At 34.3% G+C, this 24,362-nt stretch carries 28 protein-coding genes and 1 pseudogene; all 29 read left to right on the top strand.

Annotated features, from left to right (window positions below; genetic code table 11):
* Positions 1-2,196: an anaerobic ribonucleoside-triphosphate reductase gene (nrdD, locus tag HFE01_RS06505; RefSeq protein ID WP_207714765.1), complete on the top strand. Its 2,196-nt coding sequence runs from the start codon at positions 1-3 to the stop codon at positions 2,194-2,196.
* Entirely contained in the window at positions 2,196-2,699 is a 504-nt protein-coding gene (gene nrdG / locus HFE01_RS06500; protein ID WP_167438128.1) for an anaerobic ribonucleoside-triphosphate reductase activating protein, read from the top strand. The genes nrdD and nrdG overlap by 1 nt, the downstream gene beginning before the upstream one ends.
* Positions 2,700-2,767: 68 nt before the next feature.
* Positions 2,768-4,018: a ribonucleotide-diphosphate reductase subunit beta gene (locus HFE01_RS06495; protein WP_207714827.1), complete on the top strand. Its 1,251-nt coding sequence runs from the start codon at positions 2,768-2,770 to the stop codon at positions 4,016-4,018.
* Between the two features lie 28 nt (positions 4,019-4,046).
* Positions 4,047-5,717, top strand: a complete 1,671-nt coding sequence (locus HFE01_RS06490; RefSeq protein WP_167438130.1) for a ribonucleoside-diphosphate reductase subunit alpha — start codon at positions 4,047-4,049, stop codon at positions 5,715-5,717.
* Between the two features lie 358 nt (positions 5,718-6,075).
* Positions 6,076-6,510, top strand: coding sequence for a dUTP diphosphatase (locus HFE01_RS06485; RefSeq protein ID WP_167438165.1), 435 nt, complete (start codon positions 6,076-6,078; stop codon positions 6,508-6,510).
* Between the two features lie 2 nt (positions 6,511-6,512).
* Positions 6,513-7,298, top strand: coding sequence for a hypothetical protein (locus HFE01_RS06480; protein WP_167438131.1), 786 nt, complete (start codon positions 6,513-6,515; stop codon positions 7,296-7,298).
* Between the two features lie 40 nt (positions 7,299-7,338).
* A complete protein-coding gene (thyX, locus tag HFE01_RS06475) occupies positions 7,339-8,022 on the top strand; it encodes an FAD-dependent thymidylate synthase (RefSeq protein ID WP_167438132.1) in 684 nt (227 codons plus the stop codon).
* A 178-nt stretch (positions 8,023-8,200) separates the two neighbouring features.
* Positions 8,201-8,665: a CPBP family intramembrane glutamic endopeptidase gene (locus HFE01_RS27750; protein WP_167442978.1), complete on the top strand. Its 465-nt coding sequence runs from the start codon at positions 8,201-8,203 to the stop codon at positions 8,663-8,665.
* A gap of 237 nt (positions 8,666-8,902) precedes the next feature.
* Positions 8,903-9,085: a hypothetical protein gene (locus HFE01_RS06465; protein ID WP_167438134.1), complete on the top strand. Its 183-nt coding sequence runs from the start codon at positions 8,903-8,905 to the stop codon at positions 9,083-9,085.
* Between the two features lie 23 nt (positions 9,086-9,108).
* Entirely contained in the window at positions 9,109-9,396 is a 288-nt protein-coding gene (locus HFE01_RS06460) for a hypothetical protein (protein WP_167438135.1), read from the top strand.
* A 164-nt stretch (positions 9,397-9,560) separates the two neighbouring features.
* Complete coding sequence (locus tag HFE01_RS06455; RefSeq protein ID WP_167438136.1) at positions 9,561-9,758, top strand: hypothetical protein; 198 nt, start codon at positions 9,561-9,563, stop codon at positions 9,756-9,758.
* Positions 9,759-9,787: 29 nt separating this feature from the next.
* Positions 9,788-10,042 (top strand): hypothetical protein, encoded by a 255-nt coding sequence (locus HFE01_RS06450; protein ID WP_167438137.1) that lies wholly within the window; start codon positions 9,788-9,790, stop codon positions 10,040-10,042.
* 41 nt (positions 10,043-10,083) lie between these two features.
* Complete coding sequence (locus HFE01_RS06445; protein WP_167438138.1) at positions 10,084-10,323, top strand: hypothetical protein; 240 nt, start codon at positions 10,084-10,086, stop codon at positions 10,321-10,323.
* Between the two features lie 86 nt (positions 10,324-10,409).
* Positions 10,410-11,006 carry a hypothetical protein gene (locus tag HFE01_RS06440; protein WP_167438139.1) on the top strand — a complete coding sequence of 199 codons (597 nt, stop codon included), beginning with the start codon at positions 10,410-10,412 and terminating at the stop codon, positions 11,004-11,006.
* Positions 11,007-11,027: 21 nt separating this feature from the next.
* Entirely contained in the window at positions 11,028-12,146 is a 1,119-nt protein-coding gene (locus HFE01_RS06435) for a hypothetical protein (RefSeq protein WP_167438140.1), read from the top strand.
* Between the two features lie 32 nt (positions 12,147-12,178).
* Positions 12,179-12,925, top strand: a complete 747-nt coding sequence (locus HFE01_RS06430) for a hypothetical protein (protein ID WP_167438141.1) — start codon at positions 12,179-12,181, stop codon at positions 12,923-12,925.
* Between the two features lie 446 nt (positions 12,926-13,371).
* Entirely contained in the window at positions 13,372-14,028 is a 657-nt protein-coding gene (locus tag HFE01_RS06425) for a sigma-70 family RNA polymerase sigma factor (RefSeq protein ID WP_167438142.1), read from the top strand.
* A 675-nt stretch (positions 14,029-14,703) separates the two neighbouring features.
* Positions 14,704-15,246, top strand: a complete 543-nt coding sequence (locus HFE01_RS06420) for a hypothetical protein (protein WP_167438143.1) — start codon at positions 14,704-14,706, stop codon at positions 15,244-15,246.
* A gap of 171 nt (positions 15,247-15,417) precedes the next feature.
* The gene (locus HFE01_RS06415) at positions 15,418-15,621 is read left to right on the top strand and encodes a hypothetical protein (RefSeq protein ID WP_167438144.1); all 204 of its coding nucleotides are present in this window, start codon (positions 15,418-15,420) and stop codon (positions 15,619-15,621) included.
* A gap of 36 nt (positions 15,622-15,657) precedes the next feature.
* On the top strand, positions 15,658-15,798 hold the full coding sequence (locus HFE01_RS06410; RefSeq protein WP_167438145.1) for a hypothetical protein: 141 nt from the start codon (positions 15,658-15,660) through the stop codon (positions 15,796-15,798).
* 39 nt (positions 15,799-15,837) lie between these two features.
* Positions 15,838-15,972: a hypothetical protein gene (locus HFE01_RS27570; RefSeq protein ID WP_279288080.1), complete on the top strand. Its 135-nt coding sequence runs from the start codon at positions 15,838-15,840 to the stop codon at positions 15,970-15,972.
* Between the two features lie 15 nt (positions 15,973-15,987).
* Entirely contained in the window at positions 15,988-16,443 is a 456-nt protein-coding gene (locus HFE01_RS06405; RefSeq protein ID WP_167438146.1) for an IDEAL domain-containing protein, read from the top strand.
* Positions 16,444-16,691: 248 nt separating this feature from the next.
* A complete protein-coding gene (locus HFE01_RS06400) occupies positions 16,692-17,666 on the top strand; it encodes an AAA family ATPase (protein ID WP_167438147.1) in 975 nt (324 codons plus the stop codon).
* Positions 17,667-17,835: 169 nt separating this feature from the next.
* Positions 17,836-21,780 carry a PHP domain-containing protein gene (locus tag HFE01_RS06395; protein ID WP_243208151.1) on the top strand — a complete coding sequence of 1,315 codons (3,945 nt, stop codon included), beginning with the start codon at positions 17,836-17,838 and terminating at the stop codon, positions 21,778-21,780.
* A 14-nt stretch (positions 21,781-21,794) separates the two neighbouring features.
* The gene (locus HFE01_RS27565) at positions 21,795-21,920 is read left to right on the top strand and encodes a hypothetical protein (RefSeq protein ID WP_260403047.1); all 126 of its coding nucleotides are present in this window, start codon (positions 21,795-21,797) and stop codon (positions 21,918-21,920) included.
* Complete coding sequence (locus HFE01_RS06390; protein WP_167438148.1) at positions 21,910-22,137, top strand: hypothetical protein; 228 nt, start codon at positions 21,910-21,912, stop codon at positions 22,135-22,137. The genes HFE01_RS27565 and HFE01_RS06390 overlap by 11 nt, the downstream gene beginning before the upstream one ends.
* Positions 22,138-22,311: 174 nt before the next feature.
* Positions 22,312-22,887 (top strand): RusA family crossover junction endodeoxyribonuclease, encoded by a 576-nt coding sequence (locus HFE01_RS06385; RefSeq protein WP_167438150.1) that lies wholly within the window; start codon positions 22,312-22,314, stop codon positions 22,885-22,887.
* Between the two features lie 79 nt (positions 22,888-22,966).
* A complete protein-coding gene (locus HFE01_RS06380; RefSeq protein ID WP_167438151.1) occupies positions 22,967-23,119 on the top strand; it encodes a hypothetical protein in 153 nt (50 codons plus the stop codon).
* A 7-nt stretch (positions 23,120-23,126) separates the two neighbouring features.
* Positions 23,127-24,308, top strand: a pseudogene (locus HFE01_RS27250) (recombinase family protein); the annotation flags it as partial.
* Positions 24,309-24,362: the final 54 nt, after the last annotated feature.

Genomic DNA, 24,362 nt, shown 5'->3' with positions numbered 1-24,362 from the left:
ATGGAGATGATACATACGCAAGTTACTAAAAGAGATGGTTCGGTTGTAGCGTTTAATCAACAAAAGATAGTTGAAGCTATTTTCAAAGCAATGAATAGAACAAAAAGAGGTATCGATAAGCAATTAGCGACTAATGTCACCAAAGAAGTTGTAGCAATTTTTAACAATGTGACTAACGTAGACATTGAATCCATCCAAGATACAGTAGCAGATGTTCTTATGCAGAGTGAGAGAAAAGATGTAGCCAAAGAGTACATAGGCTATCGAGAAGTGCGGAATCTAAAACGAAGAGAACGAAGCAGCCTTGATAAAAAAGTATCTGGATTATTGGACATGTCCAATGAGGAAGTATTAAAAGAAAACTCAAACAAAGATGGACAGACGATTCCCACACAACGAGATCTTCTAGCAGGTATTATGGCAAAGGACTATGCTCAAGCCTATATGATACCAAAACGAGTTGTTGAAGCTCATAATAGAGGAGATTTACATTTCCATGATCAGGACTATTCACCTTATTTCCCAATGACGAACTGTATGTTAATTGACTTAAAAGGAATGTTGGAGAATGGGTTTAAACTTGGCAATGCTCAAATAGAAACTCCAAAGTCTATTACAACCGCCGCAGCAGTTACTGCACAAATTATTGCACAAGTAGCTAGTCATATCTATGGCGGTAACACAATTAACGAAATCGATATGATTTTGGCTCCATATGTTAGAGCTTCGTTCATCAAACATTTTAGAGTCGGAATGAAATGGTTTGAGGGCAATCCAAACGATCATATACTTGAAAGCCAAGTGTATCCAGAAAGTTCAATCTTCAAGACCAAATTTATAAAAGAATACAATTACGCAATTCAAATGACAGAAAAAGAAACACTAGATTCATTCCAATCACTTGAGTATGAGATCAACACATTGGTTTCGGCAAACGGACAAACTCCTTTTTCAACGTTCGGATTCGGTAGAGGAACAAGTTGGGAAGAAAGACAGATCCAGATCGCCATTCTTAAAAATCGAATTAGGGGACTAGGTAAAGAAGGCAGTACCCCCATATTCCCAAAATTGATTTTTGCCCTAGAAGAAGGAGTTAATCTTAAACCTAAAGATCCCAATTACGACATCAAACAATTGGCAATCAAATGTAGTACATTGAGAATGTATCCTGATATCCTTTCAGTCCCGAAGGTTAAGGAAGTGACTGGTTCATTTAAGTTCCCAATGTCATGTCGCAGCTTTTTAAGTAAATACATAGAAAATAATGAAGAACTACATGATGGGCGATTTAATATGGGAGTAGTGACTCTTAACTTGCCACGGATTGCAATTCGCGCAAAGAATAGTGAAACAGAATTTTATAATCTATTGGATGATGAATTAGAAATTTGTAAGGAAGCGTTAATGTTTAGAATCAATCGCCTGAAGGGAGTCAAAGCAAAAGTTGCACCGATCCTCTATATGGAGGGGGCGGCAGGAGTCAGATTAAAACCAGAAGATACAATTGATCGCCTGCTACAAAATGACAGAGCTAGTATCTCACTTGGATATATAGGTATTCATGAAGCAATATTGGCGCTATTTGAGAAGCACATTTTTGATGACTCTATTATGCGTCAAAAAGGATTAAATATTGTAAAATATCTCAATAGCAAAGCGAGTAAATGGAAAGAAGAAACGGGTTACGGATTCAGCGTATACAGCAGCCCAGCAGAGTCCGTGTGTTATCGTTTTTGTGAGTTGGATAAGAATGAATTTGGAATAATAAAAGGTATTACCGACAAAGGTTATTATATTAACTCGTTTCATTTAGATGTTAACAAAAAGGCAACTCCTTTTGAAAAGATTGAGTTTGAAAAAGATTACCCTCAATACGCAAGTGGTGGATTCATTTCATATTGTGAATTTGATTCATTAGTGAAAAATCCAGAAGCATTAGAAGTTGTGTGGGATTTTGCTTATGAGAGAGTGCCTTACTTTGGAACAAACACTCCAGTAGACAAGTGTTATGATTGTGGATATGAGGGAGAATTTGAGGCAACTAATCAAGGATTCAAGTGTCCAAATTGCAATAACAACGATCCAGAGACATCCTCCGTCATTAGACGCTGCTGTGGTTACTTGAGCCAACCATCTCAAAGACCGTTCAACAAAGGAAAACAAAAAGAGGTCGTATCGAGAGTGAAACATAACTAATGTACATAGCTGATTATAAAAGATTCGATGTTATAAATGGTATTGGTCTGAGACATTCATTGTTTGTATCTGGATGCGCTCACCATTGTAAAGGGTGCTTCAATGTTTCAGCATGGAATTCACACTATGGAATAAAATATACGGATGAATTAGAGAATAAGATTATCAGTGATTTGAAGATTGATTATGTACAAATAGCTGGATTATCAGTGTTGGGTGGTGAGCCATTTCAAAGTATTGATGGACTGTTACCACTTTTGAAACGAGTAAAGAATGAGTGTGAAGATAAGACAATTTGGATATGGTCGGGTTATACGTTTGAAAAGATAATGGAAAACCAAACAATGAAAGAATTAATGTTACACTGCGACATTCTGGTTGATGGACGTTTCGAACTTTCCAAACGTGATCTAAACCTTAAATGGCGCGGCTCATCCAACCAGAGAATTATTGATATTCAAAGAAGCTTATCAGAGAATAAAGCAGTTTTGTTCGCAAATTAATAAATGGGTGGACGGATGGGGGATTTCTAAATAACAGAGAGAAAGGAAGAAGAATTGGGTTGCAAAATTTGATTACGAAACGCAATGGAACAAGAGTCGGTTTTAACGCAGAGAAGATCACGAATGCTATTAAAAGAGCAGGAAATCAAACAGGAGAATTTGATATACCTGAAGCAAAAAGACTGACTCAGTGTGTCTTAGAATTAATAAAGCTTAATGAGTACGATGAATTGACCGTTGAAAATGTGCAAGATTTAGTAGAAATGGTCTTACTAAAATCAGAATATAAGGTTACGGCAAAAGCATACATTATTTATCGTGAAAAACGAACACAGGCAAGAAAGCCCGACATTTTCAAATACCGCTTAAATTTGAAGCCATATGAGTATCCCGAACTCATAGAGTACAAAGAAGCAATCCAACATTCGTACTGGCTTCATACTGAATTCAACTACACTTCGGACATTCATGATTTCAAATTTAATGTAAGCAACAATGAGAGAAATGCAATCAAAAATGTAATGCTCGCCATTGCACAAGTTGAGGTTGCAGTTAAGACGTTTTGGGGAGATATATATCATCGTCTCCCAAAACCAGAGGTTGGTGCGGTGGGGCATACATTCGCAGAAAGCGAAGTTCGTCATCATGATGCATATTCACACCTACTTGAAATATTAGGATTGAACGAGGAATTTGAGAAAATCAAAGAAATTCCAGTCCTTAGTCGGCGAGTAGACTATTTGACAAAATCTGCTAAATTGGCTCGTACTGGTGAGAATAAAGATTATGCCTTATCCATCCTACTGTTTTCTTTATTCATTGAGCACGTATCATTGTTTTCACAATTTTTGATTATCATGTCGTTTAATAAATATAAAAATATCTTTAAGGGAATGTCAAATGTGATTGAAGCTACCTCAAAAGAGGAGCAGGTTCATGGACTGTTTGGAATTGAACTTATCAATATTATCCGCAAAGAACATCCTGAATGGTTTGATAAGAAACTAGAAAATACAGTTTATCAGGCGTGTATTGAAGCTTATGATTCTGAAGGACTGGTTATAGATTGGATTTACGAGTCAGGAGAATTGAGTTTTTTACCAAAAGAAATTGTTAAAGAATTTGTTAAGAATCGCCTTAATAACTCATTGAAAAGTATTGGATATAGACCTGTCTTTGATGTTAATGAGAAATTGGTAGATAAAACTGATTGGTTTGATGATGAGATAATCGGGACAAAACATGGCGACTTTTTCGTAAAACGTCAAATCAATTATACAAAGCGTACACGTAGCATTACTGGAGATGACTTATTCTAATACATAAAAAGATGGGGATTGATTAAATATGAAATGGTTGAATGAAAACAGTAAAAGCTTCTTGTCTCGGGGATATTTAACAGAAGGAGTTACGGCAGAAAAACGTATTCGTACAATTGCAGATACGGCTGAGAAGATTCTTAATATCAAAGGGTTTGCTGATAAATTTTACGATTATATGGAAAAGGGATACTATTCGCTCTCTTCTCCAGTGTGGGCTAATTTTGGAATTGACAAAGGATTGCCTATTAGTTGCTTCGGTTCCTACCTCTCAGATAATATGGGAGATATTCTTTACACAACATCTGAGGTTGGAATGATGAGTAAGTTTGGTGGAGGAACATCTGGATACTTTGGCGAACTTCGTCACAGAGGAGCACCAATCAAAGATAACGGTGAATCATCTGGTGCAGTTCATTTCATGAAATTGTTTGAATCCACTATGGATGTCGTTAGTCAGGGAAGTACGAGACGCGGAAGATTCGCTCCATATCTTCCTATCGATCATCCAGATATTGAAGAATTTTTGAAAATTGGAACCGAAGGAGACCCTATTCAAGAATTGACACACGGAGTAATTGTGACAGATAAATGGATGGAGAAAATGGTTTCTGGAGATCCTGAAAAACGTACTCTATGGGCAAAGGTCATTCAGAGACGCGTTGAGATTGGCTATCCCTATATTTTCTTTGATGATGCAGTCAATAATAATACCGTTGATGTATACAAAGACAAAGGTCTGAAGATTTATGCTAGCAACCTTTGTAGTGAAGTTATGTTACCAAGTAACGATGAATGGTCATTCGTTTGTAACTTATCTTCAATGAATATATTGCATTATGATGAATGGAAAGATACAGATGCGGTTGAAACAATGGTATTTTTCTTGGATGCCGTAATGACTGATTTTATAAAAAAACTAGAAAAGATGCGTGACTCTGAAAGCAGAGAAGAAAATTTAGCTTTTTATTTTATGGAGAAGACCTACAACTTTGCAAAAGCTAATCGTGCATTAGGAGTAGGAGCACTGGGGTGGCATTCCTACCTTCAATCAAAAATGATTCCATTTGAAAGTCTGGAAGCAGCTAAGTTGAATTCTCGTATCTTTAGTTTGATTCAAAAGAGATCACATGAAGCATCGAGAGAGCTAGCGGCACTTTATGGCGAACCAGAAGTATTGAAAGGTTACGGAAGACGGAACGCTACCCTCACTGCTATTGCACCTACAACAAGTTCTGCGTTTATTCTCGGCCAAGTTTCACAAAGTATCGAACCTATCTGGTCTAATTGTTATGTTAAGGATATTGCTAAAATCAAAGTAACAATCCAAAATCCATATCTAAAAGAAGTGTTGAAAACTTATAACAAAGATACAAAAGAAGTGTGGAATAGTATTCGAGATAATGACGGCTCTGTGCAACATCTTGATTTTTTAAGCACGAATGAAAAAGAAGTGTTTAAAACATTCAGTGAAATCGACCAATATGTAATTCTAGACCAAGCTTCAACTCGGCAACTATTCTTGGATCAGAGCCAATCTCTAAATATTACGGTTAACCCGAAAATGTCTGCTAAACAAATCAATGAACTGTATTTATTCGCTTGGGAAAACAAGATTAAAACACTGTATTATCAACATAGCACAAATGCAGCACAGCAGTTTAGCAAGGATAAACTATGTTCTTCGTGTGAAGCATAATATATATTCAAATTCATAAAAAGTAGAGGGCAATAAAAAGCCCTCTTAATAAATATTTTAAAGGGAGCAATTAATACATATGACAGCTAAAAATAATAAGCAAGTAAAACAACCATTTTACGCAATTAATGAGACAGTATACATCAAGCCACTCAAGGTGAAAGGTGTTGTTAAGGGACATCTGGACGGTTTGACAGTGGTAACATACTATATCAAGAATAAAAGACGGACAAACAAGTTTGATGATTCCTTGCTGCGACAATATAAAGAAAAGAAGAGTTCAATTAGAGATAAAAATAAGTACATGAAACCTAATGGAGTAAAATTACATGCTTCACCTATTAACACAAAGGGAGAAATGACAAAAAAACAAATCAAAGTAAAATACTTTACTGATATCGAACCTCTGCAAAAGATTTCTAAGGGTGATTGGATTGATCTTCGTTCTGCTAATGATGTTGAAATGAAGGCAGGAGAATACAAACTTATCCCTCTTGGTGTAGGGATGAAGCTACCTGAGGGTTATGAGGCCAACCCAGTACCTCGAAGCAGCACATTTAAGAATTTTGGAATCATTCAAGCAAATCATTTCGGAGTTATTGATAACTCGTATTCAGGTAACGAAGATCAGTGGCATTTTCCGGCTATTGCTCTTCGGGATACTGTTATCAAAAAGAATGATCGAATTTGTCAGTTTAGAATTCAAAAGGTAATGCCTGAAATCGAACTTATCACTGTTGATGTGCTTGATGATATTTCAAGAGGTGGATTTGGCAGTACAGGAGTAATGTAATTTTGGGGGTTGTTGTTGATATAACTGGGAATAAATACGGAAGACTTTTTGTGCTAAATATGTCAAGGATATTCAAACATAAGGCTATGTGGTTATGTATTTGCGATTGCGAAAACACTGTAGAGGTGTCTGGAAGCGATTTAAGAAGTGGACACACCAGAAGTTGCGGCTGCTACCATAAAGATATTGTTACGAAACACGGTTTACGGAGTACTAAGCTTAATTCAGTTAGATCGGCTATGATAGATAGATGCTACAATATTAAGAATTCCAATTATTATAATTATGGTGGTAGAGGAATCAAAGTATGTGATGAATGGTTGAATAAAGAAAAAGGACTATTAGATTTCTACAATTGGGCAATGGATAACGGATACAAAGAAGGTGTATCAATCGACAGGATAAACAATAACGGTAATTATTGTTCAGAGAATTGCAGATGGGTCGATATGAAAACTCAATTAAACAATCGAAGAAATAATAGGCTTGTTACCATAGGAGGAGAGACAAAAACAGTTTCGCAGTGGGCTGAGGTTGCTGGTATTGGTACAAGCACTATAGACTTTAGGCTAAGATCGGGTAAATCAGGTGAAGACTTAATTAAAAGTTCATCGCGTGACAAAACTAAGTCTGGAGTAAAAGGAGTAACATGGGAAGCTAAAAGCAACAAATGGATAGCAAGAGTGCAATTCAATGGCGCGCGCCAATACTTGGGTCTTTATGAAACAGTAAATGAAGCGAGTTTAGCCATTCAGGATTACTTAAGCAATACAACTGGGCGGTGGTAATTCCACTGCCTTTAAAATTGATCAAAAGGAGAATTTATATATGAACAAAATCGATGTACTAGACAAGGGTTATGTACGATTAGTAGATGTAATGGGTTCGGATCTTACAGTGGTTAATGCTGCAAAAGCATCATATGCAAAAGAGTCAAAAGAATTAACTGAAAAGGATATTAAGCTAATTAAATTTCTAGCGCGAGAAGATCATACCAGCCCTTTTAGACATGCATTTCTCCAGTTTGAAGTGTATGCGCCTCTTATGGTAGCTCGACAATGGTGGAAATATATCGTTGGCTCTGACCATACAATGGACGCATGGAACGAGTCTAGTCGCCGTTACATCACTGAAGAGCCGAACTTTCATGTACCAGCATTTAATGAGTGGCGTTCTAAACCTGAAAACTCAAAGCAAGGCAGCGGAGATATTGTTAAATTTGAGCTTGGTGAAGAAGCTACATATCGACTTATTAAAACCATTGAGGATGCAGAAAGCAATTATGAGTGGGCCATTGAAAAAGGGATCTGTGCAGAACAAGCAAGACTGTTTCTCCCAGCGTACGGTATGTATGTGCGTTGGTATTGGTCTACTTCACTCCAAGGAGTTTGCCATTTCCTAAACCAGAGACTTGAACATGACGCTCAAAAAGAAATCCAAGAATACGCAAAAGCAGTTATCGAATTGGCAAAAGAAAGATTCCCTGTTAGCATTGACGAATTAAATAAATAAAAATAATGAAATACCTATATACAAAAATAATTAAATATGATAATATGAGTACAGGTTAAACGAAGCCTGTACTTTTTTTATTAGGAGGTTGATAGTTTGAAAGTTGCACACAAGAAAGGAAGTGAAGAGTACGCTCTTCTTCATAACAAACATTGCACCTACGATCATATTGGGATTAATGATGAGGTATGGTCGTCGAATATTTAAAGAAGATTTTTCTCAAATAGATTCAAAATTAAATAGAGAATCGATCTTCAATTCATTTTGTATAGCAATTATGGGCTTCTCAATTCTCTCTAAATTATTTTCGCTACTGATCACACAGCAACCAGTTATATCGCATATTCAAACACCGATTATGTATGTGTATGCCATAGCATTTAGCCCTGTATTTGAAGAATTGATTTGCAGAAAGTATATATTCACAAAACTACATAAACGTTACAACTTTTGGTTGTCAGCAATATTAAGTTCTATAATATTTGCAATTCCACATTTCAACGCAGTTAATTTTATAGGGTATGTATTTATCGGAATTGTGTGGAGTTGGTATTATAAAAAGACAGATAACATTCTAGTACCAATATTCAGTCATCTATTATTTAATTACTTTGTTATTTTATTTATGTCATTGAAAGGGTGAAACATATGAACTTATCAAAAGAAGCAGAAACATTATTGAATTTATGTTGGGTAGACAATGAGCCGAGATCTACAACTTTCCTTGTTGGTGAAAAGATGATTTTCAATGGAGTCGAGTTTAAGCCAACCGAAGAGACATATGATGAATTACTTGAATATCAGCAACATTCATTTCGACCATACAAAGTCGAGAAGTTTGGCAAGTTCGTTAATCTCACGGGAAGGAAGGTAAAATAATTTGATTCAAAACATTATACATAAGATATTTTGGAGTAAAGCATTTGAGGAAGTCAGAGAAGGACATAGGAAAATGTGCTATGAGCTAGGCATTAAAGATGGTCAGGATGAATTTGATAAAAACAATAAATTCTATAAAGAGTTTGCTGAAGCATATAACAAAGAATCAATCATATTAAATTAAATAATACATAGGAGAACAGTTGAATGAAAGTGAGTTACAGAGTTATTGAGCAGTTTAAAGTGTGTTGTCCAATTAGTTATTTAAAGTGTGATTCAATCACTGATGTTGAATACAAAATTAAAAGGGCAGTTACATTGGGAAGAAAATATGCTGAACACGAAGACAGAAAATATATACAATACTATCACCTTCAGTTTACAGTACAAAACGGCAAAGTGATTGATTTGATCAAAGATTATGATAAATACATAGAAGTAAGCGAGAGTGTAAAAAACGCATATGATCGATTAGAAGGAAAGTTGCTTGTGTAACTCTTCGTAAAAGCCATCTTTTATCAAGATGATAAATTCATATAACTTTGTATTAATAATACTAATAGGAGGATTAGCATAATGAGTAAAGTGATTTTTGGAGCTAATAAAGAAATGGTCGGGATGTATGTGGATCAAGTGTTAGAAAATACGATGACAGTTTAATGGTCTTGGCTCCACCTTCAGGAACGATTAACACCTATGCGCCATCTAAAAAAGGAAAGAACAAGGGCTATTATCGAGTCAAACTTGAAGTTTGGATTCCTGAAGATGCAATTAAGGGTGAGGACGCATTAAATGATTTTGGCGCATCTATTTTAATGAGACTACCCAAAGATAGAGTTGCAGACCATTTGAAGTGAACTACGCAAACAATAAAGGAGATGATTCAATGAAAAGTAGTGTGGATTGTGAACTGATTAGTGTTTCACTTAGTGGTGAAAATTATTTTGGCGAAGATGTTGAACTTAATGGAAGTGCAAAAATTAAAGTTGATATCTCGATGGAGAAATTATTTGGAAAAACATTGGAGTGTTCCGAAACAGAATATATCAGTCTGTCAATGTTCTCTAAAGGAACTCAACAAAAAGCAATAGAATTGTTTGAACAAATTAAAACAGAAATTAAGAACGAGATAAAAATCTAATTTTATCACTAAATACGGATATGTAAATGGAGGAATAGAATGTGGAAGAAGAATATGAACGTCTTAAAGTGATCAACGACACTTTAGTTAATAAAGGTGAATACATTTTTAAGGAAGAAAATGCTGCTCAAAAATTTGCAAGAGAAGTGTTATCAGAGGCAGAAAACCAATACTCAGATGAGGGCTATTATCGCACTTATGAAGATTTCAAAGATTTTCTTTATACTCATCATGTTGATAGTATTGCCTACTTCATTTATGAAGAGAAGTATTCAAACTGATTTATGATCAAATACCTGTTTTTTTATTTAGAGGAAGAGTTTCTGATTGTACAAATTAAATAGTTATTGAATAGAGGGGGACGCAAGTGAATAAAATAGAAAGTCTAATTAATGATTTCATGAAGAGTATCTTTCACGATGAGATAGTTATTGATAATTTTAGTGAAGAGAGCAGAGATATTGAATTCACATTGATTAATAAACTCTTTAAAGACGAAACGTATGTGTTGATAGATACTTACTGTCAGGATGAAAACGAGCTTGCCGAATATCTATCCAAATATTTCTTTGATAGTTTTAAGGAGTATATTGAGGATCTGCGTAAATCAGCGGATTTGGCATTATGCGATGAACCAGACGAAATGGAGTATGAAAATTGTTATCCTTCAATTGACGATATTGCTTATAGTATGGGGTTTGACATTGACGATGATGGACATTGGACTGAACGTTCAAATGATGATTTTGGATGGTGGAGCTATGACAATTGTGGCCCACACACTTACTATGAAGAAATAGATGGTGACAATGTTTATGAATATGAAGATCACATATTTTTCAAAACACGCCGAATAATCAATAGGGCAGATTACGAGAAAAAAATTATGCCATTTTCAGACCATGAATACAGTGATGATCCGTTTGAAATTAAACCACGACAGAATTTGCAGAACAATTTGTGAATTTCTACTGGAGGAAGATGAATGAGTAAATATGAATTAAGTTTATCAAAAGACTATGTACCAACTTGGACAGTAGTTGATGCTGTACGTGAATTGTTTCAAAATGCACTCGATCAGCAAACGATATCGGATGACAATAAAATGTTCTTCAAATATGATAACGAAAAGCAAATCCTGCATATTGGAAACAAATCATCTATCCTAAATGTGAAAACTCTTCTGCTTGGCTCTTCATCTAAACGTGACGATCCAAATACAATTGGTCAATTTGGAGAAGGGTATAAAATTGCTACACTAGTGTTGACTCGACTCAATAAACCAGTGACCTTTTATAACTATGGAGCAAAAGAAGTTTGGAAGCCTAGATTCGTTAATAGTCGTCGTTATGGTGAAGAAATACTAACTTTTTTCGTTGATAAAAAATATCCATGGGAGAAAGCACCCGACAATAATCTAACTATTGTTATTGAGAATATTACAAATCAAGAATATCACGATATTTTAGAATCTAATCTTCATTTACAGGAAGTTGGAGAAATAATTGAAAGTAGCTTTGGACGAATACTTGAAGAAGATAGATACAAAGGTAAAGTGTTTGTTAATGGACTGTTTGTATGCAATTACAGTGAGTATACAAAAGGATATGATTTCAAGCCTGAGTACATAAAGATTGATAGGGATAGAAAGTTGGCAGACTCATTTGAATTGAAATGGTTGTCTTCAAGGATGCTGAGTGGCGTTAACTCGAATAAGACTGTTGATATGATCAAAAGTAGCTCTCCAGATGTTCAATATATTACAAGTGCCTATGCTACAAACGAAAACAATAAGCTCAGAGAGATTGTAGATAATGTTTATGATGATTTTAGAAATGAACATGGCGAGAATGCTATTCCTGTTTCAAATCAAGAAGAGTATATAGAGGTGTCTAAATCGGCAAAGTATAGACCAATTTATGTTTCATCGTCACATGCAATTGCAATTAAAACTAGCCACAAATATGTGAAGCCTATTCTAGAACCAGAAAAGAAAGAATCGGTAAATAAAAGACTCGTTACATGGTTAGACAGTCACAAACAAAGCTTGTCTAAAAAAGCAATTAAGCAGCTAGAAGAAATTATAGAAGACGTTGTTGAATAATTGAAAATAAAAGATAAAAGGAGTAATTAATAATGACACTAGAAAATAGTATTAAGGATGTAATTTCTAAAAAACTTGAGGATGGAACAGTTGAAAAACTTATTGAACAGCAACTAGAGAAGGGAGTGGTTAACGCTCTTGAAAACTTGTTCAGATCCTACGGAGATGTCACCAAAATTATTGAGGAGAAAGTGAAGTCGGTTATGGTTCCTCATCTTGAGAATTATGATTATTCACAATACATAACAAAGCTAGATAGTGTCTTGGTTGACGTTCTTCAAAATTCAGCACTTGAGAATAAACAGCTACTTCAGAATTTTAAAAGTATCATGACAACTGACAATGTAGATAAGCAAATGAATGTCTCAAGGCTTTATGAACAGTGGATGGATTTTGTTGCTGAGAATATCGACACAAGTAAACTAGAGGTTAATTATGACGATGGTGTTAGTTACGAATATGCAGAAGTCAGTCTGGAGCTGGAAAGTGATGATACTAGAAGTTGGAGTATATACGAGTATGCAAATTTAATCTTTGAATGTGAGCAAGATGAGGAAATGAACCAATCCATTAGACTGTATCGATGGAAAGAAAGCAAAGATAAGGGGTGGGATATTGAACGACACGGAATCATGAATTTACAATCGCTTAGACACCTAAACGACTTTGAAGTATTGTTAATGAATTTAAATCAGAATCATATTAAATTGAACATTGATACGGAATCTGAATCAGATAGTGTTGAAGTAAAAGCAGAACCCGAACCGACATTTAGTTAATACATACTCTTGATGAAACACTTGTTTTATAGAACTCGCTGCTCCTCAGGAGTCTATAAGGAGCAGCGAACTTATTAATGGGTTAATTCGAGAACAATTTCAAGCAATACATCAAATAGAACTTCTTTTGATTCCCATACAGAATCCATAAAACGATTTGGAAAGATTACATTTACGTAGATAGAAATGCATTTTTTGCGACAGAAATTTAATAAATGAGTAAAAATGATCAAGGTGTAACCACTCCTCTATTTTGTGACTCCTACACCTTGATTTTTCAGACAATTTTGCGCTCTATATATGAGTACATTGTTAATTTTTATAGACAGATATGCTCTTATGAGAACGCGTTTCACTTTAGTTAGTACAATTGCTATTTGTGCAGTACAAAATGATTTTAGCGAAAGAAAATGCAAAAAATTTCATTATACATAGAGGCGAAATACATGATTAACAAGACTTTAAATTATAAAAGAGATCCTAGCTTGAACAATGAAGAGATGATTAAAGAGGCAAAACTAACAAACAATAAAGACATCAGGGATAAGATTATAAATAATAATATTCCTTTTGTTAAAAGCCTAGCTGACCGCTGGTTTAAACGTGGAGTTCCAGAAGAGTTTGATGATCTAGTGGGAATGGGAATGGTAGCACTAATGAAGGCTTACGATACATATGACATAAGCAAAAATATTAAATTTACTTCATATCTTGGAAAAGTGGTATGGAAAGAATTTATGGCACATTCCAGATATAAAAGCATGAAATGTCGAAGCAAGTACTACAGTATTAGCTTCAATGAAACACTCCATAAATCAAAAGGAACAGACGAAGAAAAGCTACTTGCTGAAGTTATTTCAAATGACAGTCACCTAGATTATCTGACAGTCGAGGATGAAATGTTCAATACACATTTAGTTGAACAAATGGATGCATTGTTGGCGAAGAAGGAAAGAGCTGTTGCTGACAAGTACTTTTTTGAAGGGAAAAGCATATCGGAAATTGGAGTTGAACTTGGTGTGTCGCGTCAGGCAGCGCATCAAGCTTTTCAAAGAACAATAAAACGACTGAAACCAATCTATACTAATTGGGAAGTGGTTTAATCTGAACAGAAAACAACTTTTAACCTTCACTATTAACTTATTAACTATATTGACTGCTTGCTGTCTAGTAGGTGCAATTTATGGTCTGATTTATCCCCAAACTACAACCCCTTGGTTTTGGTTTGGATTCTCTGGAGTTTGTTTATTAAGTGTTGTTTTAGATTATTTAGACTATCGAAAATTGAAGTAAAACTCATATTTTACATAGAGGAGATGATCAAATTTAATGGACAAAGAATTATACAGATACACGAAAAAACTAATTAAACAAGCTTTCCCTAAATACAAAAGAATTCAAGTGGGTGCTACACTAACCGAAGTGTTAATAGAAAGAAGCGATAGCTACACAAAAAAGATTCCTTTAGTGAAATTCACAGTTGTATGCAATTCGTATGGTCTTTTTACGACAAATAGACATCAAATAAATGTAGCTGTTGATCAACTGACGAATAGGGTCTATTGGAATTTTGAGAGATTGTAATGGACGATTGGAGATGGGACTGTGATTATATTTTGGATTGGATTTTTGTTTATGATGGCACAAATGGTACACGTAGGAATTTATAAAAACCTAAAGAGAAACTTTACTTGGAATCAACTTGGCTGGTTTGTGCTGGGACTGATTGATGGAGTCTTTTTAAAGTATATCCATAATCTTAGATAAGGAGTGCCTACATGAACAAGAAAAAACTTGAAGAGATATTTTATTCCAAAGAGATGGAACAGATTAGGCTTGATTATTATAACAATGCATATAATCAGGGAAAATTCGATGAAACAATGAAGAAAATGAATCCCAAAACATTGATCATTATGCATGATGGAGACTTTGAAGTCTGGAAAGGTAAGGTATGGTATTCAGATAAAGATCAGTACAACATTTCAGTTGAGGGTTACATGGGGTTTGAAACTATTCAGCAAGGCATTGAGTTATACGAAATGTTTAATGCAGAACTATTGAGATACATAGAACAAAACGGTGGTCTGAAAGGTAGGCACGAGTGGAAGAAGGTATATCATACTAGAGCAGTCGAGGTATCAAACGAACATGATAGTTACTGGATTTTTCTTGATGGATACAAATCTGAAGAGATTAGTGACCTTTATTGGTATATGTGTGATGTAATTGAGCAACTGAAACGGTTAAACAAAAATTTAAATATAACTAAAATTATGAAAGAGGTAGCATATGAAAATAGTACTCGATTTACTAACTGACAGCTATAACTCATATTCATCAGAAACAATTGATTTTGAATCTTACAGTGATTCTTCGGAAGTGGAGATAAGGTTGGGAGACAGAGTGGTTGGTATTGATAAGCAAGAATTAATTAAGTCAATTGAAGCACTATGTAAGTAAAAGATGCATTTTACGAGGAGATGGAACATATGGCTTTTGATATTGAGAATTATAAAAATGAAACGCAGTACTATATTGATGAGTTTAAATTATGTTCTTACAAGGACGAAGATGGGTTTCCCAACGTTTATGTTGATAGAGTTTGGAGTACCATAGACAAAATGGATGAGAAGATGAAAGATAAAGTATTGTTTTGGTTTGCGGCAGAACATCTAACATTGATTAATAAATAAAAGGTAACTTGTAAAATGAGTAAAGGAGATGTAACGATGAAGATTGAACGCGAAGAAGTTGTTTATACGTATGAAACAGAAGAAGAAGGCATTAATCACCAAAAACTGATGGAATCACAAGGGTGGAAGATTAGAGACGTTCACCCTTATATATTAAAAATAACCTATGTTAAATAATTCGGCTTGAATCGGAGGTACAAATTGATTCAAAACTACATGGAAATCATGAATAACAAGAAAGATTCTAAACAAATTTCAGATGAAGAATATGCAAAATACATAAGCAAGCTATGGCAGTGGCAAATAAATAGTACAACAGAATATTATCAATCGGAGGATGATCATTTTTGATGATCAATAATACATATGAAATTTTTAAATCAAGATGATATTTTTCAAATTTTAAGGAAATCACTTAAGAAGCATTATGGCAATTTTAGAAGCGAGCCTAAGATTGAAATTGATGTTGATGTAATGGCTAGTAAATATGATTTTTATTCGAGAAAAATTAATTTTAGTGGAAAGATTGTATCTTTTAAATATAATGAGGAAATCTATAAGAGAAGACTTACTTTGAAAGAAATTGAGGGAATGATTAAATTAGAGTTAGGTGGAGAAGTAAATGTTGCAGCATACATAAATGAGATTGAAGAAGTCTTAACAAGAGATAGTTACAATAAACACACTGTTTTAGTGGCTACAGTGACAAACGAAGAACTTTCTTTAGATAAAGATTGCACCATGACTTTAATCGATATGGCAATCGACATGAACGACAAAGAGTGGTTTATCGAGCTATCAAATAGATATAAGCAATTATAGTAAAACATGAAAAAGAAAACTTAATGTTTATAAGGGTTTTATGAATCAATAATCTACGTAAAATCCTGATTTCATTGGGATTGAGTAGGCTACGGCCTACAGATACATAAAATAAGAGAAGCTACCGTTGAATATCAGAAGCACCTAGTGAATAAGTGTTATGTTAATGGCATTAATCATTTGATAAAACATATCAGCATGTTGTAGACCATATAAGGCATATACTGTCACAACGAGAGGTGATTACTGTGGATGAAAACTCCAGAAGGATTACTGTTAATGAATCAAGAATCAATGTTGTTTTTAAAAGTCAGGAGGCTTATGAAGCAATATCTGAACAAAACGAAGAAATTCCATTAACCAGTAATCATTACGAATCCGCAGCAGACATATTTAAAGATTTGGATGATATGATTGGACTTGAAAAGGTAAAAGAACTTGTGTACGAAATTTATGCATTGATACAGGTGCAAAAACTTAGAAGTGAAGAAGGTCTTAAAAGTAGTAATCAGGTATACCATATGATATTCAAAGGGAATCCCGGTACAGGGAAGACGACAGTGGCAAGAATAGCTTCTAAATTGCTAAACAGAATGGGTATCCTTAGTAAAGGTCATCTAATTGAAGTGGAACGAGCAGACTTAGTTGGAGAATACATTGGTCACACTGCACAAAAAACACGAGATCTTGTTAAGAAGGCTATGGGAGGTATTCTTTTTATTGATGAAGCCTACAGTTTGGCTAGGGGAGGGGAAAAGGATTTTGGGAAAGAAGCTATAGACTGTCTTGTAAAAGTCATGGAGGATAGAAGCGATGATTTAATAATTATCCTCGCTGGATATCCAGATGAGATGGAGATGTTTCTTAGAACAAATACAGGTCTTCCATCCCGGTTTCCAATACAAATAGATTTTCAGGATTACACAACAGATGAGCTAATGTTAATTGCAGTAAAGATGGCATATGAAAAAGACTACAACATTACCTCTGATGCACTTATAAAGCTTAGAGAAATAATTCAGATTGAGAAAGACTCAAGAAGTAATTTTAGTAATGCACGTTATGTTCGTAATGTGATTGAAAAAGCGATTCGACACCAAGCTGTCAGAATAATGAGTAGACGTGTGAAGATTTCTAAGCAAAATTTAATGGATATTTTGCCACGAGATATATCAAATTCAAATGTTGAAATGAATAAAAGAGAATCTATCATATTGCCATAAATTGAATTGTATTTGTCCATAAAGAACAATCATACTTAATTAACTTAGCTAGAAATCCATCGATTGTTCTTTATGAAGCCTCATAAATATTTAAGGGGGTGAGAGGTGCAAAGTATTCATATTAGATTAAATCAATATTTTATAGAAAGAAAACGTAGTTTGAAGGAGTGTGTTGATTAATTTGTGTGAAAAGTGCAATTCGATTTTACTCCATAATCATGTCGATAGGGGTTCAAACTTAAGGCTTAGAGATACAACAAATCGAGTGGAAGACCTAATACAAACAGCTTATGATATGGGACATAAGGGAGTTGCTATAACAGATCATGAATCCATCTCAGCTCATGTTAAAGCAATTCAGGCAACAGAAAAACTGAAGCAAGAAGGCAAGATACATAAAGAATTTAAGCTAATATTAGGCAATGAAATTTATTTGGTGGAAAGCCTTGCAGAAGTAAGAGATAACTATAAATCTGGAGTTACTAAATTCCCGCATTTTTTGTTATTAGCCAAAGATGAAATTGGTCATGAACAGCTTCGCTATATGAGTTCAAAGGCTTGGACTGATTCATTTTTCACAGGCCCAATGTTAAGAACACCAACAGAACGCTTCTTTTTACGATCAGTTATAAAGGAAAATCCGGGACATTTGATTGCTTCGTCTGCATGTTTAGGTTCACCTCATTGCATATACCTTTTGGAGATGAAGTCACATTTAGAAAATAACAATAGAGAAGAAGCAAAAAAGAGCTATAAAAAAGTATGTGATTTTACAAATTGGTGTATCGAAGTATTCGGAAAAGAAGATTTTTATTTAGAGTTGCAACCTGCCTACAGTGAGGAACAGATTTATTGCAACAAGCAATTGCTTTTATTGGCTGATAAATTTGATCTTAAATACATAGTAACAACAGATAGTCATTATCTTCGTCCAGAAGATCGTATTGTACATAAAGCTTTCCTAAATGCAAAAGAAGGAGAACGGGAAGTTGATTCATTTTATGAGGCAACCTTTGTACAAAATCACGAAGAGATAAATGATCGCTTAAGTTACCTAAGTCACGATGTGATAATGAAAGCATTAAACAATACAATAGAAGTCGGTAACAAGATTAAAGATTATACTATTTTAAAACCAACGATTATCCCTAAAATCGATCTTCCAAACTTCGAAATTAGTGGATTATTTCGTTCAATTTATTCTCAGTATGAATATATAGATAAAATGGCTCACTCGAATAATAGCCAAGATAGATACATAGTAAAATTAATAGAAGATGGATTTAGAGAGTATCTTCCATACAACACCTACTCGAAAGAAAAATTGCATGAAGTAGCCGCTAGGATCAACACTGAATTGGGCGAACTATGGAAGATATCTGAGAAAATGAATCAATCAGTAGCAAGTTACTACATTACAGTTCGAGAAATTGTAAATGTTATTTGGGATGACGAGTGTGGGAATAGTTTGGTTGGCCCATCCCGTGGCTCTTCTGCTGGGTACTTAATTTGCTTCCTCTTGGGAATTACTCAAGTCAATCCTTTAGAGTATGGTATCGAAATGCCGCATTGGAGACACTTGACAGCAGAGAGACCCGAATTCCCAGATATTGATATCGATACTGAAGCAGCAAAACGGAATCAGATCTTCAAACAACTAAAGAAGTACTTTGGTGAAAACCAAGTTCTACAGGTTTGCACATTTGGTACAGAAGCATCAAAATCTGCTGTACAAACAGCAGCTAGAGGATTAGGGATCGATAATGATACGGCTATGTATGTATCTGGACTAATTCCTTTCGAAAGAGGCAGCAGTTGGACGTTATCAGATTGTGTTAATGGAAATGAAGAAAAAGAACGTAAGCCAGTTAAAGAATTTGTTGCAGAAATAAATAAATTTGATAATTGGCTCAATGTGGCAATGAAAATTGAGGGATTAGTAAATAAAAGAAGTATCCATGCTAGTGGTGTAATAGTTTTCAATGAAGAATATTATAAAACCAATGCTATGATGACTGCCCCCAATGGTACTCATGTAACGCAACTTAGCCTAGAAGACTGTGAAGCCGTATCAAATATGAAATTTGACTTGTTGACAATTGAGGGTTTGGATAAGATCCGTGTAGCATTAGATTTTTTGATCAAAGAAAATCTAATGGAATGGCAAGGATCAATTCGCAAAACTTATAACAAGTATTTGCATCCCAATATTATCGACATAAAGAGTCAAGAAATATATGACCTAATTGGTTCGGATAGTATAACTGATCTTTTTCAGTTTTCCACAGAAATAGGAATACAAACCGTAAAAAGAACTAAACCATCTAATCTAATCGAACTAGCTGCTGCAAACTCACTTATGCGTCTCATGGGTGACCATAACAGCGAAACACCAATTGACAGCTTTATCAGATTTAAAAAGGATATTAATGAATGGTACACGGAATTGCACGAGAATTTTTTAAATGAAGAAGAAATAGAGACTATGAAGAAGCATTTGCTTGCATTGAATGGAGTGGCAGACACACAAGAGTCTATAATGCTTCTTTCAATGGACAAAAAAGTGGCAGGATTTACAATCCAAGAAGCAAATAAGCTCAGGAAAATTATTGCAAAGAAAAAAGCAAATGAAATCGAAGACATAAAGAATAAATTTTATAAGAAAGGCTTGGAGTTAAACAATAGAAAAGAGATCCTAGATTATGTCTGGAATAAACAAATAGTTAGACAGTTAGGATATTCATTCTCTGTGTTGCATACCTTGGCTTATTCAATTATCGCGTTACAGGAAGCTAACTTGAATAATATTTACGACCCTATCTATTGGAGAACAGCTTGTTTAACTGTAAACTCTGCTTCTATTCACGATGAAGATGAAGATACTAAAACACAATCCACAAACTATGGGAAAATTGCTTCTGCAATAGGGAACATGCAAAGCCGTGGCGTAAAAATCGGTCTTCCTGATATAAGCAAAGCCGATTATGGATTTTTTCCCGATACAGAGCTTAATCAAATTGTTTTTGGTCTAAAAGGTATCAATGGAATCGGTGACGATGTAGTTCAGAACATCATTAAACACAGACCTTATAAATCATTTGATGATTTTATTGAAAGAATGTTTAATACCTCAATCATTAAAAAGTCCCAAATAATTCAGTTGATAAAGGCAGGTTGCTTTGAATCCTTTGGTAATCGTTTAGAGATTATGAAGCAATTTATACATAAAATTTTTACACCTAAACAAAAAGTTACTATGCAGAACTTTAATGCTCTCAGTGAAAACAATCTGATTCCTGAAGATATGTCCCAATATAAGAGACTGTTCAATTTTAGAAAGTACGTTACCAAAAATGTCTATGGAAAAGAAGGTAAAGAGAAGCTTTACTTGCTCGATAAAATTTCCACTCCTTTTTATTATGAGCACTTTTCAGGAGAAGCTATAAAAGACTATCATAATAATTTCCCAATTATAGCAGAACGAACATTCAAAAAAGAATACGATAAAAAGATGGAAGGAATAAAGAGTTGGTTAACTGAGGATACTACTCTGTCTCTTTTAAACTCGAAGTTATATCAGAATGAGTGGGACAGTTTAGCATCTGGAACATTGAGTAAGTGGGAGATGGACTCTTTATCATTTTACTATACAGAACATGAACTCCAAAAAATTGACACATTCAAATATGGAATTGTTAACTTTTTTGAATTACCTGAAGAACCAGTAGTTGTTGAAATAATTCAATATAGAAATGGATCAACCAGACCTAAATTCAAATTGGATTTTATTGCTGGGACTGTATTAGATAAAAACAAAAATAAAAATACAGTAACGATTCTTACAACAACAGGTGTAGTTACTGCAAAATATTATGATGGTGCTTTTGCACATTACAATAAACAAATATCAAAACCAAAACCAGATGGGACTAAAGAAATTATTGAAAAATCATGGTTTACGCGTGGTAATAAGTTGATCCTGTTTGGATATCGTAGAGGTTCACAGTTTAGACCTTACAACTATAAAGATTCTAGAGTTAAACATACCACTATATTTATTGATGAAATCAGAGAAGATGGCACAGTTAAAGTAATTACAGAGCGAAAAAGCTAAAGGAGAATGACTTAATGGACAAGATGAGCAAACATAAGATTGAAAGTATTTTGAATCGAAAGCTTAGCGAGAAAGAGTATAAAGAGATTGTATCTATCGTACTGAACAAGCTTCTAGAGGAAAGCAATAATGAACAATAATCTCGACAGATTTGAAACTCCATATCAGAAGTATAGATTTCCTGATACACAAGATAAGGAGGTGAATAGGTTTTCAACTTGTGCAGGATGTAATGAAGATATCTTAGTTGGAGATGAAATATTGATCTTGTTTGATGGTTTGACTGTTCACGATGACTATGAATGCCTAAAGAAAGCAAATGGAGCAAAAAGAATTATTGCAGGAGAGGAATGGTAATTTGAATTTAGTTGGACATAACATTGAATTGATTAAAGAGTTGAAGACACATACTTTGAATCGACTAAAAATTTACAAAAAGTTGGGATTTATAGTTGATGAAAAATATGATGAATTAGTAAAACTAGAAACTGATTATATAAATAGTAGAATTAGAACGATGGAGAGTTTTTTATGAAATTAACATTAAAACTCCCCTTACCAGTCTCCATTAACGATCTATACATAAATCAATATGTTTGGAATCCGAAAAGTAAAACTAGAGTTCCTTCAGGAAAAAGAATACTCAGCAAGGAGGGAGAAAAAGTTAAAGAAAAAATAATAGAAGCAGCCAAAGACCAAGTTAGCAATCAGATGTGGGATTACGAATATACAATGAATCATTATTTATATATGGATTCGATTATTTACTTTAATCGTAAAGGGCGAGACGATAATAACATTTATAAACTCAATAATGATGCATTAGAAAAGATTGTTTACGATAATGACAGTAGAGTATTAACCAGAACACAACGTATCCTTTATGACAAAAAGAATCCTAGAATTGAGCTTACGTTTTCCCCCGTTGAGTATATAGGAATATTTGATAACGAGGAAACATACATAGAGTTTTTAGAAAACTGTAAAACATGCAGTAGATATAAACGCAATTGTTCCATTTTAAAAGCTGCAACCGAGGGATACGTTCAAGATGAAATTATTGAGGGAAACTGCTTCAAATACAAGCGGGCGAAGGTTAATGAGTGAGTAAAAGTAGTATTTTATAGAAGTGTAGATAACTATTTATTGCGCCTTCTTTCAACACAAATAGAAAGGAGGGAACAAATTGAAAAGAAGTAACATAAATATTTTTGAGGTTGCAATACATATTGCTGATAAAGAAGAAGCCAAATCGATTGAAGAAATAAATAATGAATTTTTAATTTGGTTGGAAAGTACCATGAAAAAGTATTCTCATTTAGTACCAAAAGATATATAATGAATATATGAAAATAAATAAAAAAACTATTTGGAGGAACTTAATGCTCAGGACTCTAACAGGTTCAGAAAAATTTAGTAAAGCTGAGCTTGAAGCCTTGGTCGCTAAGATCAAGGCCCTTATTTACGCTCGTGTATCTACTGACGGACAAGTTGATAATTATTCAATCGAGTCACAGATTGAAAGATGCATGGATTTAGCCAAACAAAAGGGGATTAAAGAAGAAGAGGTAGTTGTTCTAATAGAAGATGGGGAATCAGGTGATAACCCTAATCGCCCAATGATCAACTATGTTTTATTCTTGTTGGAGTATGGGATTGGTGATCACGTTATTTTTCTACATCCCAACAGAATGAGTCGTTTTCTTCATTTGCAAACACAACTGTCTAATCGTATATGGGGTCTTGGTAAAGATTTCTGGTTTGTCGAGTTTGATTTTGACAAATCGAGTCCAGAATCAATGTTAAACTTCAATATTCAAGGTTCTATTGCCGAATACAACAAAGCAAAGATATTAGCAGATACTAAGCGTGGAAGAATTACCAAAGTGAAGAGTGGAAAAATACCCGGATTAAATAGAATTTATGGATATACTTATGATACGGAACTAGACACACTAGTTGAAAACCCTGTTGAAAAAGAAATATATCTGAAAATGGTAGATATGCTCCTACATAAAGATTATAGTTGCTCTAGGATTGCCGAAGAGTTGTCTTTACGAAACGTGCCAGCCCCTAAAAAAGATAGGTGGTATCAGGTTACAATAAGTAGAATATTTAAAAATGAAACTTACACAGGTAATTTTTACTTCGGAAAATCTAAAGTAATAACAAATCCTGATGGCACGAAAAAACAAGTTCCACAACCGAGAGAAGAATGGAGGCATATATCTGTACCTGCTTATATTACAATGGAGATATACCATAGAATTCAAAAGAGACTTGATGAACTAAATAAGAATAAACCCGGAAGACCCACAGAAGATTATCTGTTACAGGGAATTTGTCGTTGTGGTAGATGTGGGGCAGCAGTATCGTCGGGTGTGACTACGAAAACTAAAAATGGATTGCTGAAGTATTACGTTTGTCAACATAAAACAAAGAAGTCTTATAAAGTAGGAACTGGAGAATCTAATCCAATTTGCAAAGGACGCAATTGGAGAGTGGACTATGTAGATAAGATTATTTGGGAGTATGTTAAAAAAATAATATCTGAACCAACAGAATTTTTTGAGCGCATAATT

Source organism: Paenibacillus sp. EKM10P (assembly GCF_011800655.1).
Classification (GTDB): Bacteria; Bacillota; Bacilli; order Paenibacillales; family Paenibacillaceae; genus Paenibacillus; species Paenibacillus polymyxa.
Note: the sequence above shows the minus strand (reverse complement) of the source record. Positions and strands in the feature narration are given on the sequence as shown.